This window comes from Citrobacter europaeus (genome assembly GCF_037482245.1).
In the GTDB taxonomy this organism is placed as follows: Bacteria; Pseudomonadota; Gammaproteobacteria; order Enterobacterales; family Enterobacteriaceae; genus Citrobacter; species Citrobacter europaeus.
The window spans coordinates 3,531,650-3,550,748 of the sequence record NZ_CP148084.1 but is presented as its reverse complement, the minus strand read 5'-3'; the positions used below and the strand labels follow the sequence as shown (position 1 = coordinate 3,550,748).

The following is a 19,099-nucleotide window of genomic DNA, read 5'->3' as shown; positions in this document are numbered from 1 at the left end:
GAGGTAAGAGTTTGCGGGTTAGTCGCCTGTGACCCCCGCCTGTTTGCCGCGCCGTTTCTCAATCGCCCACTTGAGTAAGGCTGCGCAGCGGTAAAATCCATGGGCAAATTTTCCGTAAGGAATGGTCAGAAAAAGCGCCATGACCACACCGAGATGAATGGCCAGTAAAATAGCCATCCATGAAGTGTCTCTTCCCGCCAGCAGCGCCAGACCGGTCAGACTGGTCAGCAGCAGCAGCAAAATAAAACCGCGATCCATCGGTTTCTGCCTTGCGTCGCCATGTAGCGGTGAGCGTTTGAGATTGAGCCATAGCAAGCCAGCCGGGCCGACAACCAGGCCAATGCCACCCAACGTGCCCAGCATCACCGGAACGCTGAAGAACGGATAGGGAGCTTCTATGCCTGCAAAGTAGTGATAGCCCGTTGCGACCACGGTGGCGGCAAAGCAGAGCATAAAACCGTAGAAGGTAAAGTGATGGAAGCGGCGGCGCATCAGGGTGAAGGCATCATCCGCTTCGTTACACCCTTTGCCGTGGCCACCATCGAGATATTTCAGCGTCAGTGCATCGTGTGAGGCTTCAGCAATCTCGGCGGAACGCGGCATACCCGGAGAGATCTCGCGCCAGAAGCGGATCACGCCCGCCATCAGCAAACCGATCGCCAGAATAAAGACCGAACCAAACATCCAGGCCAGCAGGTTATGCGGGAAAATTTGATAGAAATCCCCGGCCAGCGGAGGATGGAATAGTGAACCTTTCAAACCGATGGCGAGGAGTAAAAACAGGATCAGACCGAAAACCAGCGCCAGCGTCACGGTGACACCTGCGCGACGATAAAGCGCGCCAAAGGCGGCGGGTTGCGCGTAGTGCTGATAGGTTTCGAGCCGGACTTCCGCCATCGCTTTCGGTACGTTGATGGCAAATTCATGAGGTGGGGCGTACTGACACGCGTGCAGGCAAGCGCCGCAGTTATGGCACAAGTTTGCCAGATAATTGATATCCGCTTTACCGAATTCCAGGCGCTGCGTCATGGCCGGGAACACGGCGCAAAATCCTTCACAATAGCGACAGGCGTTGCAGACCTGCATCACGCGTTCAACTTCCGCTTCCGGTTCAGTGATAATTTGCGCTTCGATAATCAGTTTCTCAAGCTGCCTCATGACGAGTCTCCTTACGTGCGGCCAGCGCGGCTTCTTTTCCGGCAATACGGCCAAAGGTTGTGCCGATTGACATGCCCACACCTGCGGTGTAGCCCTTGCCCAGCACGTTGCCTGCCATCATCTCTCCGGCGACGAACAGGTTACGGCTTGGCTGCCCGGCAAAGTGAACGGCAGCGCGCTCGTTCACTTTTAACCCGAGATAGGTGAAGGTGATCCCTGGTCGCAGGGCATAGCCGTAGTATGGCGGTTGGTCCAGCGGTCGTGCCCAGTGCGTTTTCGCGGGTAGCAAATCTTTGGTGGCGCAGTTATCCAGAACGGTATGGTCGAACTGGCCGGGCTGGCAGGCGTTGTTGTACTCCGTCACGGTGTGGGTAAAGCGTTCACCATTCAGCCCCAACTGATGAGCCAGTTCTGCCAGCGTATTGGCCTGTGCGCCAGGAAAGACCGGAGGCATGAAGTGGCCGATGGCTTTACTGTCGATGATGGAGTAACCAATCTGCCCTGGCTGTTGAGCGACCAGACGTCCCCAGATGGCGTAGCGTTTCGGCCAGAAATCTTCGCCCTCATCATAAAAACGCTCAGCGTCACGGTTGACGACTATGCCGAGCGAAACGCAGTCCACGCGGGTGCAAATTCCGCCGTCATATAATGGCGCTCTGGCGTCAATGGCTACGCAGTGTGACTGGGAGGGTTCGCCGATAATGTCGGCTCCGGCATCCATCATAAATTTGAGCAGTACGCCCTGGTTAAAGCGCGTACCGCGAATCAGGAAGTTATCCGCAGGCCACTCGCCGCGCTCGTTCTCTCCCCACGCTTCTCGCAGCCATTCGCGGTTAGACTCAAACCCGCCCGCGGCAAGCACGCAGGATTTCGCTGTGATACGCTCGTTGCCTGACAGCGCCGCCACGAACTCGCCATTGTGCAGTTCAAGCGCCTGCACCGGTGTGTTATAGCGGATTTGTACGCCCAGCTTTTCTGCGCTGCGATAATAGGCATTCACGAGAGCTTTACCGCCCCCCATAAAAAAAGCGTTGGTTCGCGCCACGTGTAAAGCGCCAGAGAGTGGAGGCTGAAAATTGACGCCGTGCTGGCGCATCCAGTCGCGGCAATGTGATGAGGTACGGATCACCAGACGCGCCAGGGCTTCGTTGGTATTTCCTTCTGTTACGCGCTGCAGGTCTTGCCAGAACTCCTCTTCCGGATAGCTTTCTACCAGCACATCCTGCGGCGCATCATGCATACAGCGCAGATTACGCGTGTGTTGGGAATTTCCCCCACGCCATTCCCGGGGAGCCGCTTCGAGTAGTAAAACGGAAGCGCCTTGCTCCCGGGCGGTAAGGGCAGCGCATAAGGCAGCATTGCCACCGCCAATCACCAGAACATCAACCATCGTATACTCCATTACCATTTAACTAATTGTTAAATTTGTAATTGAAATGTATACGTGCGGCTTGTGCGGGCGCTATGACGTAGCGCTAAAGAGGGCTTTAGTTATTGTAAAGGATGGCACCTGGCCAGCTTCCTGCTTCTACCAGTTGATGCATCACTTTCGTCAGTACCACGCGGGCAGCGAGGCCCGCCGGGGTGAGCTCATCGTCAGATAGGCTCACCAGAAAATTGGGGCGGCTAAGTATCGGATTATGGACGCCGATCACTCTTAGCGTCTCTTTATCGAGATGGGAAATCGCCGCTCCGGGTTGAAGAGTGGCGCCAATGCCACTGCGCACGGCGCGCATCAGCAGCGCCAGACCATCAATTTCTGTAGCGATCTCAATGTTCAGCGCGTGTTCCTGACTAATTGCCTCCAGCCTGCCGCGCAGACCGTGGCCTGGGCTTGGCATTATCAATGGAATACTCGCCAGTTGGGCAGGCGCAATATTGTCATCGGCAATATCAGCCAGTAGGGCATGGGTCCCAATCAAAAACAGCCGTTCTTCGAGAATCGGTCTGGCACTCCAGCGCAGGATCTTTTCTTTTTGAAACACCACAGCCAGATCAATCTGGCGGGTATTAATCATCCGTTCCAGATTACCAGAGAGACTTTCCACCACGTGCAGGCGAACATCGCTATAGCTTTCCCGCATGGCGTGAATAAAAGGCATACCGAGAACGGAAGCGGTACTGGGAGCCATACCGACGCTGACGTGCCCGGAAAGCCGGGACTCTCGTGCGGCGAGGATCGCATCGTCTGCGTGACGGAGCGCCAGCTGCGCCTGGGAGTAAAAAGCCAGTCCGGCGCTGGTCGGCGTCACGCCTCGCGAGGTGCGCTGCAGCAGGCGAATAGCGAGTTCGTTTTCCAGACGCGACATTTGCTGGCTGAGTGCCGAAACCCCGATATTGAGATCGAGCGCCGCGCTACCCATGCTGCCGGTTTCTACAATGCGCACAAAATAGCGTAGCTGGCGAAGTTCCATTTCGACTCTCCGGAAGGGGCAATTGATTTTTACATTAAAGCAACACAGGAGCGGAGGGAAGGGGAAAAGGGCAGGTAACGCCCATAAAAAAAGCCAACCGGAGGGTTGGCTTTTCAGAAAGCATTACATTATTTGCCGTCGTGGGCGTGCTCATCTTCGCGGCAATCGCCTTCGGCGCAGTGACCGTAAAGATAGAGGCTATGGTTAGTTAAGCGAATGCCATGTTTAGCCGCAATCTCACGCTGGCGGGCTTCGATGGAATCATCGCTGAACTCGACCACTTTGCCGCAGTCAAGGCAGATGAGGTGATCGTGATGATGCTGTTGAGTCAGTTCGAAGACGGATTTACCACCTTCAAAATTATGGCGGGTCACGATACCGGCATCATCAAACTGGTTCAGCACGCGATACACGGTCGCCAGACCAATTTCTTCACCCATATCGATCAGGCGTTTGTATAAGTCTTCCGCACTGACGTGATGGTTATCCGGTTCCTGAAGAACTTCCAGAATTTTTAAACGAGGAAGCGTTACTTTCAGGCCAGCCTTCTTTAATGCGGTATTGTTGTCAGTCATGCGGAATCTGTCCTGTAGCTAAACGATTCACTTCATTAACAGAAGTGACAGAAATTGCACTTGAGATAATGCGATTCATTATAGAACTGCCATGGCTAAATGAAAACTGCAAGTCTCTGGCATATATTGTTAATCAAAACGTGGTATCGCCGACAAACACACTGTGCAACACCCGATTGGCATCCAGCCATTGTACAGGGTCAGACGAAAAAGTTACAAATTTGTAGCAATTATTTTGATTGGTTTTATCTATTGATGCGGCGCAGATGGAAATCTGCGCCGCACGAAATCAGGCATTGATGATTTCGTCGAGGTGCAGCTCTTCAGAGATCTGCTTAACCCATTTTTCTACGCGCTCAGCGGTCAGTTCAGGCTGGCGATCTTCATCGATAGCCAGACCGACAAAGTGGTCGTCGTCAGCCAGACCTTTGGACGCTTCAAAGTGATAACCCGCTGTCGGCCAGTGACCAACGATGGTTGCGCCGCGCGGTTCGATGATGTCGCGAATTGTGCCTAACGCATCGCAGAAATATTCTGCGTAATCTTCCTGGTCGCCGCAGCCGAACAATGCAACCAGTTTGCCGTTAAAATCAATGTCTTCGAGGGTTGGGAAGAAATCGTCCCAGTCACACTGCGCTTCACCGTAGTACCAGGTTGGGATGCCGAGTAGCAGAATGTCATACCCTTCGAGGTCTTCTTTGCTGCTTTTTGCAATGTCATGAACATCGGCAACGTCTTTACCAAGCTGTTTTTGAATCATTTTTGCGATGTTTTCGGTGTTACCGGTGTCGCTGCCGAAAAAGATGCCAGTGATTGCCATGAGTAAAATAACCTCTTGAAACTTATTGAAATGGTGGTGGCGCATTGCCCACGGATAAGGGCAATCATAGCAGAACAGTCAGGCATGCGGAAACAGCAAACACGCAGGACTGCACTCTGTGCTACACGATTTATGATTTAGAGCAGAAATTCAGACTAAGCCTGACCGCGCAATGCGCTGAGTTGGGCCATCAGCATCTCTTCGATGAGTTCACTGCGACTCATATTGCGCGCCTCGGCCAGCTCGTTCAGAGCGTCAACGGCATCAGCGTTCAGTTTCAGTTCGACACGCTTAAGCCCGCGAACTTTATCGCGTTTAAGCTGATTACGTTTGTTAATACGTAACTGTTCATCACGCGAGAGCGGATTAGTTTTGGGTCGTCCCGGGCGACGCTCCTGCGCGAACAGATCTAATGTCGTACGGTCCGTTTGTTCTTTGGCCATGATCTTGGTGACTTCGGGGAAACAATCAGCCAGGCGTCTGCCCGGATGGATAGCGCGCCATAATACATCAGCAGGGGGGACACGCCAACGCCCACGCGCGTAATCGCGCGCAGACGCTGAGTTTTTAATCAGTTAGCCTGCTCGTCCAGATAACGACGGATGGCGCGCAGCACCGCCTCCGGTTTTTCTGCATGCACCCAATGACCCGCGCCAGCAATAACGTGCGCCCGAGCCTGCGGGAATTGCGCCAGCAGCTGTTCGCGATACGCTTCGGTAACATACGGTGAGTTGCCGCCAGGGATAAACAGCGCCGGGTGCTCCCACGGCGGAATGGTCTCCCAACCGACGATATGGGGATATTGATCCCACAGCACGGGAACGTTAAAACGCCACTCGCCGTCGACAAATGATTTCAGCAGAAATTGGATAACGCCTTCTTCTTGCAGATGTTGACGCATGACGCTCGCCGCCTGCTGACGCGAAGTGGCCTGCGCATCGGTTACAGCATTGATTGCCGCAAAAATCTCATCGTGACGGCGCACATGATAGTCAACGGGGGCGATGTCGATGGCCACCAGCCGTTCGACACGCTCCGGGGCCAGTGCGGTCAACGCCATGACGGCTTTACCCCCCATCGAGTGACCAATAAAGATCGCTTTATCTATCTGCCGATCGTCCAGAGTATCCAGCAGATCTTGCGCCATGGCCGGATAATTCATCTCAGGCGAGCGAGGGGAGAGTCCATGGTTTCGCATATCAACCTGGATGATATCGTGATCGGCTACCAGGGAGCGCGCCAGGATCCCCAGGTTATCCAGACTGCCAAACAGGCCGTGAACCAGGACGATGGGAGAATTATTGTGCAGGTTTTGCGCAGATTGCGCTCGGATATTCAATTTCATGGCAAAGTTCTTTTTTTCACACTCACGGGTTAGGGTATCATGTTGACCATTCTGCCACATGGCTGCAACAACTACGGTTACTCCGAGTTTTGCCCGCCACCAGGCTTGACGCTATCCGCTGTTGGGATTTGTCTTTACACTACGCGTGTTGACCCAACAACTTGTATTCAGCTAAACACTGCACTGGATTAAGATGAAAACGATTGAAGTTGATGATGAACTCTATAGCTATATTGCCAGCCACACCAAGCATATCGGCGAGAGCGCATCCGACATTTTACGGCGTATGTTGAAATTTTCCGCCGCATCACAGCCTGTCACTCCGGTAGTTAAAGAAGTCCGCGCTGTGCAAGCCGTCGTGGAAGCGAAGCCGGTTAACCCCGTAAAAGATAAAGTGCGCGCCATGCGTGAACTGCTGCTGTCCGACGAATACGCGGAGCAGAAGAAAGCAGTAAATCGCTTTATGCTGGTGCTGTCTACACTCTATTCACTGGATCAAAACGCGTTCGCCGAAGCAACAGAATCGTTGCATGGTCGTACGCGCGTTTATTTTGCAGCGGATGAACAGACGCTGCTGAAAAATGGTAATCAAACCAAACCAAAACACGTGCCAGGCACGCCGTACTGGGTGATCACCAATACCAATACCGGCCGTAAATGCAGCATGGTTGAGCACATCATGCAGTCAATGCAATTCCCTGCGGAATTGATTGAAAAGGTTTGCGGAACAATTTAATCCTTGCATTAGAAGGACCAGGCAATGGCAATCCACAACCGTGCAGGTCAACCTGCGCAACAGAGTGATTTGATTAACGTCGCCCAACTGACGGCACAGTACTATGTACTGAAACCAACGGCAGGGAACGCTGAGCACGCCGTCAAGTTCGGTACGTCCGGACATCGCGGTAGTGCAGGTCGTCATAGTTTTAACGAGCCGCATATTCTGGCTATCGCTCAGGCGATTGCTGAAGAACGTGCGAAGAACGGGATTACTGGCCCGTGCTATGTGGGCAAGGATACCCACGCGCTGTCTGAACCGGCTTTTATCTCTGTACTGGAAGTGCTGGCGGCGAACGGCGTTGAAGTCATCGTGCAGGAAAATAACGGCTTTACGCCAACCCCTGCCGTGTCGAACGCTATCCTGGTCCACAACAAAAAAGGCGGCCCTCTGGCGGATGGCATTGTGATTACGCCGTCCCACAACCCACCGGAAGATGGCGGCATTAAATACAACCCGCCAAACGGTGGTCCGGCAGATACCAACGTCACCAAAGTGGTGGAAGACAGGGCTAACGCCCTGTTGGCTGACGGTCTGCAAGGTGTGAAGCGTATGTCGCTGGACGCTGCGCTGGCATCGGGTCATGTCAAAGAGCAGGACCTGGTTCAGCCGTTTGTTGAAGGACTGGCTGACATCGTCGACATGGCGGCAATCCAGAAAGCTGGCCTGACCTTGGGTGTCGATCCGCTGGGCGGTTCCGGTATCGAATACTGGAAACGTATTGCTAAGCACTACAACCTGAATCTGACTATCGTTAACGATCACGTTGATCAAACTTTCCGTTTCATGCATCTCGACAAAGATGGCGCAATCCGTATGGACTGCTCCTCCGAGTGCGCGATGGCGGGCCTGTTGGCGCTGCGCGACAAGTTCGATTTGGCTTTTGCTAACGATCCGGACTACGACCGTCACGGTATCGTCACCCCGGCAGGGCTGATGAACCCGAACCACTACCTGGCGGTGGCGATCAACTACCTGTTCCAGCACCGTCCGCAATGGGGCAAAGACGTTGCCGTCGGTAAGACGCTGGTGTCATCGGCGATGATTGACCGCGTGGTGAATGATTTAGGGCGTAAACTGGTCGAAGTTCCGGTTGGCTTTAAATGGTTCGTTGATGGTCTGTTTGACGGCAGCTTTGGCTTTGGTGGTGAAGAGAGCGCGGGGGCTTCTTTCCTGCGCTTCGACGGTACACCGTGGTCGACCGACAAAGACGGTATCATCATGTGCCTGCTGGCGGCAGAAATTACCGCTGTGACCGGTAAGAACCCGCAGGAGCACTACAATGAGCTGGCTGCTCGCTTTGGCGCGCCAAGCTACAACCGCCTGCAGGCGAGCGCGACCTCCGCGCAGAAAGCGGCGCTGTCTAAGCTGTCTCCGGAAATGGTGAGCGCCAGCACGCTGGCGGGCGACCCGATCACTGCGCGTCTGACGGCGGCACCGGGCAACGGTGCTTCTATCGGTGGTCTGAAAGTGATGACTGAAAACGGCTGGTTTGCCGCGCGTCCATCAGGTACGGAAGACGCTTATAAAATCTACTGCGAGAGCTTCCTGGGTGAAGAACACCGCAAGCAGATCGAAAAAGAAGCCGTTGAGATCGTCAGTGAAGTGTTGAAGAACGCATAAGTACAATTTGTGTGCCGGGCGGTGCTACGTTTGCCCGGCCTACAAAAGCGATCGTAGGCCCGGTAAGCGCTAGCGCTACCGGGCTTTTTATCGGGCTTTAACTGTGATTATTTTTCAGTTCAAAGCGCGGTGATACCAGGCCATACAGCGTCCAGCCGAGGAAGGTCACGATAGAACCGTAAAGCATTGCTTCTTCGCCGGAGGAGTAGAGCGCATAGAAGCTGTACAATGCGCCAATAAACGCCACAAAGTTTGCCGGTTTCGCTTTCGATGACGGAACATTCGCCATCTTCTGAATAATAACCAGTGCGGCCATCGACAGAATATACGGAATGATGTTCGTCACGACCGCCAGATTGACCAGCACGTTGAACTGACTGTTCAGCGACGGGCTGATAGTCATCAGCGATAAACCACTCTGGATTATTACGATTGCCAGCATCCCCTGAACCGGCGCGTCTACTTTGGTCACGCGGGAGAAGATTTTAGGGAAGTAACCACCATCAGCCGACGATTTGAATACCTGGGCGATAGTGAACTGCCAACCCAGCAGTGAACCGCAGCAGGACATCACCATCAGCGCCATGATCACTTTACCGACTTCCGGGGTGAACATTTGTGCAAAGGCTAAACCGAACGGCGCAGTAGAGTTAGCCAGAGCCATATTCGGCACAATCCCCGCTATCACGTTGGTTGAGACGATATAAATCACAGCAGCTCCTAGCGTACCGCCCAGTACTGCGATAGGCACGTTGCGTTCCGGGTTTTCGACCACTTCGGCGTTGGCGCAGGCTGATTCCAGACCCAGGAAAGCCCACAACGTCATCGCAATGGAAGAACCTACCGCCGTGAAGAATGGTACGTGATGCGGATTCCAGGAGTTAGCATACAGTGTCGGACTGAACCAGAACCAGCCGATGATACACAGACCGACAACCGGAATAATTACGCCCCAGACGGTGATGCTGCTGATTTGTCCGGTAATACGCGCACCGCCAAAGTTGGCGACGGTGCAGATCCACAGCACGCCGATGGTTGCCAGGCCAATCTGCACAGGTGTCAGTGTGGCGCCAAACAGTTCGGTACCGTAACCCACGGCAGAGATTGCGATGGCTACGTTGGCAATTAATAGTGAAACGCCATAGGTGTAGTTCGCCATAAAGTTACCGGATTTGCCAAAGGCGTATTCCGCGTAACCGCCCATACCGCCGGATTTGCGACTGAACATACCGCATTTTGCGAAGGCCCAGGCCAGCGCCATTGAACCGACAGCAGTAACCAGCCACGATATGATCGAGATGGTGCCGACTTCCGCAAGTTTGGTGGGCAGCATGATTATTCCCGATCCCATCATATTAACCATGGTCAGGATGGTGAGCTGGACGACGCCCATTTTATTGGATTTGGCTTTGCTCATAACATTTCCCCTTTCAACAGAGCGTGTTGCGCGCTTTGTTGCTTAATTACGTAGCACCACACCTGTTTACGACCATCGTGCTCTTCGATGTAGACCCCCTGGAGTTCAGGCGCAAAACCCGGTAGCAAATTGATCCCTTCTTCCAGCGCACTGAAGTAACGTAATACTGAACCTCCCCAGATTTCACCCGGAACTACACACAGCACACCCGGAGGATAAGGAAGCGCGCCTTCCGCTGCGATGCGACCTTCAGCGTCAGGTAGACGCACCAGTTCAACTTCACCACGCAGATATGCATAGTTGGCATCCTGGGGATTCATGCTGACGTGCGGGAAATGTGCCTTACGGAACATCTCTTTCTGTAACTGCTTCACGTTGTGGCGGGCGTACAAATCGTGCATTTCCTGACACAGTTGGCGCAGGCTGTAACCGGCGTAGCGGGCTTCGTGCTGTTTGTAGATAGAAGGCAGAACGTCGGCCAACGGAGCATCGGCTTCCAGCAGTTTTTCAAAACGCACCAACAGAGCGACAAGCTGCTGTAGCTTCGCCATATCTTCTGCTGGGGTCAGCAGGAACAGGATGGAGTTGAGGTCACATTTTTCGGGCACTACACCATTTTCTCGCAAGAAGTTAGCCAGAATAGTGGCCGGAACGCCGAAGGTGTCATACTCGCCATCACGTGCATTGATCCCTGGTGTGATAAGCAGCAATTTGCATGGATCCACAAAATACTGGTGTTCGGCATAACCTTCAAAGGCATGCCAGTGTTCTCCAGGGACAAAGTGGAAGAAACGGAGGTCGCTGGCGATTTCAGTCGTGGGATAAGCTTGCCACGGTTTGCCCGAGACCATTTCAGGTACAAATGGGCGGATATGGTGGCAGTTTTCCAGGATCAGTTTACGAGTATCAATCCCGTTGACGACGCAATCCATCCACATGTTGCGTCCGCTGACGCCTTCATGCATTTTGGCGTTAATGTCCAGCGCGGCAAACAGCGGATAAAACGGGCTGGTGGAGGCGTGCATCATGAACGCATTATTCATTCGTTTATGGGGCACATAGCGAGACTGGCCTTTGATGTGGCTGTCTTTTTTGTGGATTTGCGAAGTCTGAGAGAAACCCGCCTGTTGTTTGTGCACCGACTGGGTGACCAGAATGCCGGGGTCGTTTTCGTTGAGATCCAGCAACAGCGGAGAGCAATCGGCCATCATTGGGATAAACTGCTCGTAGCCAACCCACGCGGAGTCGAACAGGATGTAGTCGCACAGATGACCTATCTTATCGACCACCTGACGGGCGTTATAGATCGTGCCATCGTAGGTACCTAACTGAATCACGGCCAGACGGAATGGACGCACATCTTTCGAACGTTGAGGCGCAACTTCGCTCACCAGTTCACGTAGATAGCTTTCTTCAAAGCAGTGTGCGTCAATCCCGCCGATAAACCCGTACGGGTTGCGTGCAGTTTCCAGATATATCGGCGTAGCCCCAGCCTGTAACAACGCGCCGTGGTGGTTTGACTTGTGGTTGTTGCGATCGAATAACACCAAATCGCCAGGGGTGAGCAGCGCGTTAAGTACGACTTTATTTGATGAGGAAGTTCCGTTTAGTACGAAGTAGGTCTTATCTGCGTTGAAGACTTTGGCAGCATGCTGTTGTGCAATGCAGGGGGCACCTTCATGGATCAGTAGGTCACCCATTGCGACATCGGCGTTACACAAATCGGAGCGGAAAAGCGCTTCGCCGAAATATTCGACAAACTGATTACCCGCGGGATGGCGACGGAAAAACTCGCCACCCTGATGACCAGGGCAATCAAAGGCGCTGTTACCTTGATTTACGTAGTCGACAAGTGCACGAAAGAATGGCGGACGTAACTGCGTTTCATAATGGCTGGCGGCGGTTTCTAACTGCCGACCATAAAAGGCGGTACGGGCTTCATTACATTCGAATACCCCGGAGATGCGCGGCAGATGTTCAGGTGGAACACGTTCTTCATTTTCGGTGGCGATAAAAACAGGAATGCCGTAGCCGGTGGCGTCAATTTCATCGAGTTTTCCACGTTCAACATCATTGATGGATAACACGATGGCAGCAACATCAATAAAATTACTTTCATCGATATTTACGCAGGAACGTTGCGTGTAAAAACAATCAGGACAGGAACGGCTTACGGCAATTTTTAATTCTGACATTTTCATCTCTTTATTTTTAGGTAATAGCAGGTCCTCAATTTCTCAAATGAGAAATTGATAACTCCGGAAAAAAAGCAAAGTCATACCGCTGATAAATAAATCAGTAAATTGCTTTTTTGAAGATGCAATAAACCCTAACCGGTCCGGTCACAGGTAATACAGGGTTATGCAGGGAGAGCACTGTCGATACAGGCGTTATACCCGTCGTCTTTCAAGCTGCATCTGTGTTGGCTTTACTCGCTTATCCCAGTCACGTACTGATGTACGCTCACGGGCTTTGCTGCGTCGCCGCCTTGATGCAACTCGAAATCCATTGGGTATATATCTGCGATACAGAGAGTCAGGAAGACCTGTATGCTGGAGTGCCCTTAGTCGAGTGACTAACGGGCATTAAAGAAGTGAAAGTCAAAGCTATTACGGTGGGCAAACATCATAATATGCGTTGTTCGCCTTATGTGGGGCATTGTTCGACTATTATTTTCCATTTTAGTTACCTTTACTGGATTAGTGGAAGGTGCGGGTATTTTATCCAGGAAATGGCTGTAAACCGTGAAGATGATCAATAAAAAATGATCATTTCCAAAATATTTAGTCGTCAATTATGCATATCATGAGATAAGATGCTTTTTTGTTTATTAAATGTTGCGTGTTTGTATTTTGTTATTTTTGGCAATATTTGATTGGCTGCATAATAAGTATTATGCAGCAGAGAGAGTTATGAAAATTATAATTGTTAGTTAATCAAAAAAAATGAATAATCATTCATGGCATAAACCGATAACCGATCCCAGTTTCGGTCAGAAAATGACGCGGGCGGGCCGGATCCAGTTCCAGCTTCTGGCGCAAGTGTCCCATGTAAATTCGCAGATAATGACTGTGTTCGACGGCGTTTGGCCCCCAAACCTGATTTAACAACTGGCGTTGTGTTAGTACCTTCCCGGCATTATTCAGCAGTACCGCTAACAGACGAAATTCAATCGGCGTCAAATGAATTTCCTCGTCATCTCGGTGTACGAGGCGGGCGGCGAGATCCACTTTTACATTGGCAAAATGCACCACCGGTTCGGGAGATGCGCCGCTGGCGTGACGACGCAATGCCACGCGTAATCGTGCCTGTAGCTCGCCAATACCAAAGGGTTTACTGAGATAGTCATCGGCACCGGCATCCAGGGCGGCGATTTTATCGCTCTCTTCGCTGCGGGCAGAGAGCACAATTACCGGGATTGCGCTCCATTGTCGCAGGTCGCGAATAAAATCAATACCGTCGCCGTCCGGCAGGCCGAGATCGAGAATGATGAGATCGGGTTTTCGCGTGGCAGCTTCCAGCAGACCACGTTGCAGCGTTTCCGCTTCATATACACGCAGGCCATCAGCTTCCAGCGCGGTGCGCAGAAAACGGCGGATGGCCTGTTCATCTTCAACAATCAGTACGTTCGTCACATATCCTCATGAAAATCTTCAAGTTCAGGGGGAATTTCCTGGGGCAGTGTAACACGAAAACTCGCTCCTCCCTGGGCACGATTATGGGCGGAAATCGTACCGCCGTGCACGTCCACAATCGCCTGGCAAATTGCCAGTCCCAGTCCAACGCCCGGTACCGATGACTCTTTGTTTCCCCGGGAAAACTTGTCAAAAACTTGTTGTTCCATACCCGACGGAATACCCGGCCCATTATCCCAGACGTCCAGCTGCAGGTGTTCACCATCGACGCTGGCATCAATACCGATTTGCGCCTGTGGACCCGCATATTTGACGGCGTTTTCCAACAGGTTAATCAGCACCCGTTCAAAGAGCGGGCCATCGACGTGGATAAGCGTCAGCGGTTCAGGTAACGACAGATTAATCGGGGCAGAAAGTCCAGGCTCCAGCATCTGCAGGGCGCTGCCGACCACTTCTTCCAGCGTTAACCACTCTTTCTTAAGATTAAAGCCGCCAGACTGAATTCGCGCCATATCGAGCAGGTTATTAACCAGTCGGGTTGTATTCAGGACGTGCTGGCGAATCTCACTGGCCTGGCGTGCGTGCGGCGATCCATCGCTGGCCAGATCCAGCGTTAAGATCTCTGCCTGACCGAACAGCACCGTCAGCGGCGTGCGTAAATCGTGGGAGAGGGCAGCGAGCAAGGCATTGCGAATACTTTCGCGCTCGCTGGCAAACCGGGCCTGCTCTTCGCTGGCGGTTAGCGTCAGGCGCTCCAGCGCGCTGGCAACAAGCAAGGTGAAAGTTTCCAGCAGGCGTTGCTGTTCGGGAATCATTAGCTGGCGTAAATTTCCCGGTTCCACCACCAGCAGCCCATGCGTTTTATCAGCACTTTTTAGCGGTAAAATTTGATAGGGCACGCCCGGTAAGGTGTCAGTACCTGCGCCAGCCGGTTGCCCTTTATCAAAGCTCCATTGGGCAATGGCATCATCCCACGGCGTCATGCCCTGTTGGTGGGTGAGAGGGGCCAGCTTTCCATTCTCGTCGGGCAGTAAAACCTGGCTGCGGGCCTGAAACGTTGACGCAATAAACTGTTCGCTGGTGGCGGCGATATCTGTTTGACTCCGCCCGACTGCCAGCGCTTTCGACATCTCATATAAATGACGCGTACGCTGTTCACGATAACGCGCCACCCGTGCCTGATAACGCACTCCGGCGGTGAGATTACCGATAACCAGCCCTACCGTGAGCATCACGGCAAAAGTGAGCAGATACTGAACGTCGGAAACGGCCAGCGTTCCGCGTGGCGCTATAAAGAAGAGATCGAAGCTGGCGACGTTAATAAAGGTTGCCAGCACTGACGGCCAGCGTCCGTAAAAGAGGGCGATAACCACCACGCCCATTAAGTAGAGCATCACCAGGTTGGCGGCGTCAAAGGCCATCAGCCATTGCATGGCAATCACTGTAATAATGGCGCACAGCGCGACGGCAACCACGCAACCCTGAATTTGTACCCGCCATTTATCCTTAAATGTACGGCTATCTGCAGTTTGCGGCACAGAGCGCGAAGGTGGCTCATCGAGCGCAACAATCATCAGGTCGAGATCCGGTGCGCGATGGGCCAGTTTGTCGGCAAAAGAGTCGCTGCGCCACCAGCGACGCGTAGTTGGACGTCCGAGGACAATTTTTCCCAGATTATGCTCACGGGCGTAGCGGATCACTGCTTTGTCTTCGGCGGGGTCGGAAAGGGTGGCGGTTTCTGCGCCTAACTCCTGAGCCAGCCGCAGGGCGCTTAAAATTGCGCGGCGCTGTTTTTCCGGCAACCGGTGCAGCGCGGGCGTTTCGACATACACCGCATGCCATACGCTGCCAAGACGCGCCGCCAGACGTGCGGCGGCACGTACCAGTTTTTCGCTGCCGGTATTGTGTCCTATGCACAGTAAAATGGCGTCGCGGGTATGCCAGACTTTCTCCTCTCCCGGACGTCCACGCCAGGCGCGCATCTGATCGTCTACCCGATCGGCCGTGCGGCGCAAGGCCAGTTCACGGAGCGCGATCAGATTACCTTTGCGAAAGAAATGCTCGATGGCTCTTTCTGCCTGACCGGCGATATAGACCTTGCCTTCATTCAAGCGCTGGCGCAAATCATCGGGGGGAAGATCGACCAGCACGACATCGTCGGCGGCATCGAAAAAAGGATCGGGGACGGTTTCGCGCACCTGAATACCGGTAACGCCGCTGACCACATCATTGAGACTTTCCAGATGCTGCACGTTGACGGTAGTAAAAACGTCAATACCGGCTTCCAGCAGCTCTTCAATGTCCTGCCAGCGTTTTGGATGACGCGAGCCTGGCGCATTACTGTGCGCCAGTTCATCCATTAAAATGAGCGCCGGACGGCGGGCCAGCGCCGCGTCGAGACCGAACTCGCTGATATGACGACCATGGCGCGCCTGTCGCTTTAGCGGCAGGATGCTGAGACCGTCCAGTAGCGCGGCGGTCTCTTTACGTCCGTGGGTTTCCACCACGCCAATCAGCACATCTAACCCCTGCGCCCGCAGCCGCTGGGCCTCTGCCAGCATGGCCCAGGTTTTGCCGACGCCCGCGCAGGCGCCGAAGAAAATTTTCAGTTTTCCGCGGTGCGGGGCGGTAGTCTGCTCCAGCAGGCGATCGGGATCGGGGCGTAAGGGTTCGCTATGCATGTCCTTTTTCTCAGTGCTTATCCAGCGCTAAATTAAGTTCCACCAGGTTCACCACCGGCTGGCCGATAAAACTGACCAACGGCTTTTGCGTATATTGTGCAACCAGGCGCGTGACCTCTTCAACGCTGAGGTTGCGAGCCTGCGCCACGCGGGGGATTTGCCAGGCTACCGCGGCTGGCGTCAGGTTGTTGTCCAGCCCGCTGGAAGATGCCGTTACCAGCTCTACCGGAACGGCAGGATTTGCCTGCGGGTTGGCGGCACGCAGCGCGGCTATCCGGCTTTGCAGCTGTTTATCCAGTTCCGGGTTGCTGGCTGCCAGGTTACTGCCGCCTGAAGCCATTGGATTATAGGGCATTTCTGCCGTGGCAGACGGGCGTCCCTGAAAATAACCGGCCGCGGTAAAATGTTGCCCAATGAGCGCAGAGCCGCGGACTGTCTGACCTTCACGCAGAAGCGAACCGTTAGCCTGGTGGGGAAACCACCATTGCCCCAGCGCGGTGGTCAACAGCGGGTATGCCCCGCCGGTGATAAGCATCAGGAAAATCAAAGTTGATAATGCAGGACGTAATCCACTCATCAGAAACCTCACACCAGACCCAGCAGGGTCAGCAGTAAATCAATTGCTTTGATACCGATAAACGGCACAACCAGACCACCCAGACCATAGATCCACAAATTGCGGCGCAGCATCGCCGAGGCGGATAATGGTTTGTAGCTCACGCCCTTAAGCGCCAGTGGGATCAGAAAGACGATAACCAGTGCGTTAAAGATAACCGCGCTGAGGATCGCCGAGTCCGGCGAATGCAGACTCATCACGTTAAGCGCATTGAGCTGCGGGTAGGTGGCGGCGAACGCGGCCGGGATAATGGCGAAATACTTCGCCACGTCGTTGGCGATACTGAAGGTGGTCAGCGAACCGCGCGTCATCAGCATCTGTTTACCAATGTGCACCACTTCAATCAGTTTGGTGGGATTGGAGTCAAGATCCACCATGTTGCCTGCTTCTTTCGCCGCCTGGGTTCCTGAGTTCATGGCGACTGCCACGTCGGCTTGCGCCAGCGCCGGGGCGTCATTGGTTCCATCGCCGGTCATCGCTACCAGACGACCTTCCGACTGATACTGACGAATCAGCGCCAGCTTGGCTTCCGGCGTGGCTTCAGCTAAGAAGTCATCCACCCCGGCTTCTGCGGCAATTGCCGCGGCGGTCAGGCGGTTGTCGCCGGTGATCATCACCGTTTTAATCCCCATTTTGCGCAGTTGGGCAAAACGTTCTTTAATGCCGCCTTTAACGATATCTTTCAGGGCAATCACGCCCAGTACACGGGAGCCTTCGGCCACCACCAGCGGCGTAGCGCCAAGGCGGGCAACGTTCTCGACCTTCTGCTCCACGTCGGCGGGGAAATGGCCGCCGTTGGCTTCGACGTGACGACGGATGGCATCAACCGACCCTTTGCGGATCATTCGGTTGTCGATGTTGATCCCGCTCATCCGGCTTTGGGCGGTAAATGGAACAAAGGTAGCGTGCAGCGATTGCACGTCGCGGATACGCAGATTGAAGCGCTGTTTAGCCAGGATAACGATGCTGCGGCCTTCCGGCGTTTCATCGGCCAGCGATGAAAGCTGAGCGGCGTCGGCCAGCGTTTTTTCATCCACGCCGTGGGCAGGCAGAAAATCCGAAGCCTGGCGATTACCCAGCGTAATGGTGCCGGTTTTATCCAGCAGCAGTACGTCCACGTCACCCGCGGCCTCTACTGCGCGTCCGCTGGTGGCGATAACGTTCGCACCCAGCATGCGGCTCATCCCGGCGACACCAATCGCAGAGAGCAGCCCGCCTATCGTGGTGGGAATCAAACACACTAACAGGGCAACCAGCACCGTGACGCTGACCGCGCTCCCGCCCCAGGCGGAGAACGGCCACAGGGTGGCGGTCGCCAGTAAAAAGATAATGGTCAGGGCAATCAGCAGGATCGTCAGGGCGATCTCATTGGGCGTTTTACGCCGCTGCGCGCCTTCAACCATGGCGATCATCCGGTCGAGGAACGTTTCGCCGGGGTTTACGCTGCATTCGATTACCAGCCAGTCGGAGAGGATGCGGGTCCCGCCGGTGACGGAGGCGAAATCGCCACCGGATTCACGAATCACCGGCGCGGACTCACCGGTAATGGCGCTTTCATCTACCGACGCGCCACCTTCGATCACCTCGCCGTCACACGGGATAATATCGCCCGCTTCCACCAGCACGATATCGCCTTTACGTAAATCATCGGCAGGAACGTGATCCATGGCCGAGCCGTATTTAGGTTCGCGAAGTTTGCGGGCAAAGGCGGTTTTTTTAACACCTTTCAGACTGTTAGCCTGCGCCTTACTGCGTCCTTCCGCCAGCGCCTCAGCAAAGTTGGCGAACAGAACGGTAATCCACAGCCACAGACTTATCGCCCCGGTAAACCACGGATTGCCCTGCATATGGCCCGTTGCCATCGCCACTGTTAACAAGGTCGTTAACAGACTGCCCAGCCAGACGATAAACATCACCGGGTTACGCCATTGGGTATGGGGGCTTAATTTTTTTACGGCGTCCATCAGCGCCTGTGCGACCAGAGAGGGTTCGAACAGCGCCAGTTGCTTGCGACTCATAGTAATGTGCTCCGCATCA

Annotated in this window: 17 protein-coding genes; 2 read left to right on the top strand and 15 right to left on the bottom strand. The window is 53.9% G+C overall.

All coding sequences use genetic code 11. The annotated features are described in order from the left end of the window. Positions 1-18 precede the first annotated feature (18 nt). The 8 genes from tcuB to ybfF all read right to left on the bottom strand — a co-directional run bounded on the left by tcuB (position 19) and on the right by ybfF (position 6,312). Entirely contained in the window at positions 19-1,158 is a 1,140-nt protein-coding gene (gene tcuB, locus WHR59_RS16805; RefSeq protein WP_043015588.1) for a tricarballylate utilization 4Fe-4S protein TcuB, read from the bottom strand. Next, positions 1,145-2,548 carry an FAD-dependent tricarballylate dehydrogenase TcuA gene (gene tcuA / locus WHR59_RS16800; protein ID WP_075144990.1) on the bottom strand — a complete coding sequence of 468 codons (1,404 nt, stop codon included), beginning with the start codon at positions 2,546-2,548 and terminating at the stop codon, positions 1,145-1,147. Before tcuA ends, tcuB begins: the two co-directional genes overlap by 14 nt. Before the next feature lie 97 nt (positions 2,549-2,645). Beyond that, on the bottom strand, positions 2,646-3,572 hold the full coding sequence (gene tcuR, locus WHR59_RS16795) for a tricarballylate utilization LysR family transcriptional regulator TcuR (RefSeq protein WP_043015590.1): 927 nt from the start codon (positions 3,570-3,572) through the stop codon (positions 2,646-2,648). A gap of 128 nt (positions 3,573-3,700) precedes the next feature. After that, positions 3,701-4,147, bottom strand: coding sequence for a ferric iron uptake transcriptional regulator (fur, locus tag WHR59_RS16790; RefSeq protein ID WP_003022836.1), 447 nt, complete (start codon positions 4,145-4,147; stop codon positions 3,701-3,703). After that, entirely contained in the window at positions 4,140-4,226 is an 87-nt protein-coding gene (locus tag WHR59_RS16785; protein ID WP_049259739.1) for a ryhB-regulated fur leader peptide, read from the bottom strand. Before WHR59_RS16785 ends, fur begins: the two co-directional genes overlap by 8 nt. Before the next feature lie 210 nt (positions 4,227-4,436). Further along, entirely contained in the window at positions 4,437-4,967 is a 531-nt protein-coding gene (gene fldA, locus WHR59_RS16780; RefSeq protein WP_003022839.1) for a flavodoxin FldA, read from the bottom strand. A 155-nt stretch (positions 4,968-5,122) separates the two neighbouring features. Beyond that, entirely contained in the window at positions 5,123-5,410 is a 288-nt protein-coding gene (gene ybfE, locus WHR59_RS16775; protein ID WP_043015591.1) for a LexA regulated protein, read from the bottom strand. 128 nt (positions 5,411-5,538) lie between these two features. Then, a complete protein-coding gene (ybfF, locus tag WHR59_RS16770; protein WP_043017865.1) occupies positions 5,539-6,312 on the bottom strand; it encodes an esterase in 774 nt (257 codons plus the stop codon). 193 nt (positions 6,313-6,505) lie between these two features. Between ybfF and seqA the strand changes: the two genes are divergently transcribed. Together seqA and pgm are read left to right on the top strand one after the other, a co-directional pair. Beyond that, positions 6,506-7,048 (top strand): replication initiation negative regulator SeqA, encoded by a 543-nt coding sequence (gene seqA / locus WHR59_RS16765; RefSeq protein WP_016152261.1) that lies wholly within the window; start codon positions 6,506-6,508, stop codon positions 7,046-7,048. 24 nt (positions 7,049-7,072) lie between these two features. Further along, positions 7,073-8,713, top strand: coding sequence for a phosphoglucomutase (alpha-D-glucose-1,6-bisphosphate-dependent) (gene pgm, locus WHR59_RS16760; RefSeq protein ID WP_338843316.1), 1,641 nt, complete (start codon positions 7,073-7,075; stop codon positions 8,711-8,713). Between the two features lie 97 nt (positions 8,714-8,810). Here pgm and potE read toward each other — a convergent pair whose 3' ends face one another. From potE to kdpB, 7 genes are all read right to left on the bottom strand, one after another. Beyond that, positions 8,811-10,130 (bottom strand): putrescine-ornithine antiporter, encoded by a 1,320-nt coding sequence (gene potE / locus WHR59_RS16755; RefSeq protein ID WP_043015592.1) that lies wholly within the window; start codon positions 10,128-10,130, stop codon positions 8,811-8,813. Further along, entirely contained in the window at positions 10,127-12,325 is a 2,199-nt protein-coding gene (gene speF, locus WHR59_RS16750; RefSeq protein ID WP_338843315.1) for an ornithine decarboxylase SpeF, read from the bottom strand. Before speF ends, potE begins: the two co-directional genes overlap by 4 nt. Before the next feature lie 380 nt (positions 12,326-12,705). After that, positions 12,706-12,810, bottom strand: coding sequence for a leader peptide SpeFL (speFL, locus tag WHR59_RS16745; RefSeq protein ID WP_114149115.1), 105 nt, complete (start codon positions 12,808-12,810; stop codon positions 12,706-12,708). 277 nt (positions 12,811-13,087) lie between these two features. Further along, a complete protein-coding gene (kdpE, locus tag WHR59_RS16740; RefSeq protein WP_043015594.1) occupies positions 13,088-13,765 on the bottom strand; it encodes a two-component system response regulator KdpE in 678 nt (225 codons plus the stop codon). Continuing rightward, positions 13,762-16,446 carry a two-component system sensor histidine kinase KdpD gene (gene kdpD, locus WHR59_RS16735; RefSeq protein WP_338843314.1) on the bottom strand — a complete coding sequence of 895 codons (2,685 nt, stop codon included), beginning with the start codon at positions 16,444-16,446 and terminating at the stop codon, positions 13,762-13,764. Before kdpD ends, kdpE begins: the two co-directional genes overlap by 4 nt. 10 nt (positions 16,447-16,456) lie before the next feature. Continuing rightward, positions 16,457-17,023: a potassium-transporting ATPase subunit KdpC gene (kdpC, locus tag WHR59_RS16730; RefSeq protein WP_043015596.1), complete on the bottom strand. Its 567-nt coding sequence runs from the start codon at positions 17,021-17,023 to the stop codon at positions 16,457-16,459. Between the two features lie 8 nt (positions 17,024-17,031). Then, the gene (gene kdpB, locus WHR59_RS16725) at positions 17,032-19,080 is read right to left on the bottom strand and encodes a potassium-transporting ATPase subunit KdpB (RefSeq protein ID WP_043015597.1); all 2,049 of its coding nucleotides are present in this window, start codon (positions 19,078-19,080) and stop codon (positions 17,032-17,034) included. Positions 19,081-19,099: the final 19 nt, after the last annotated feature.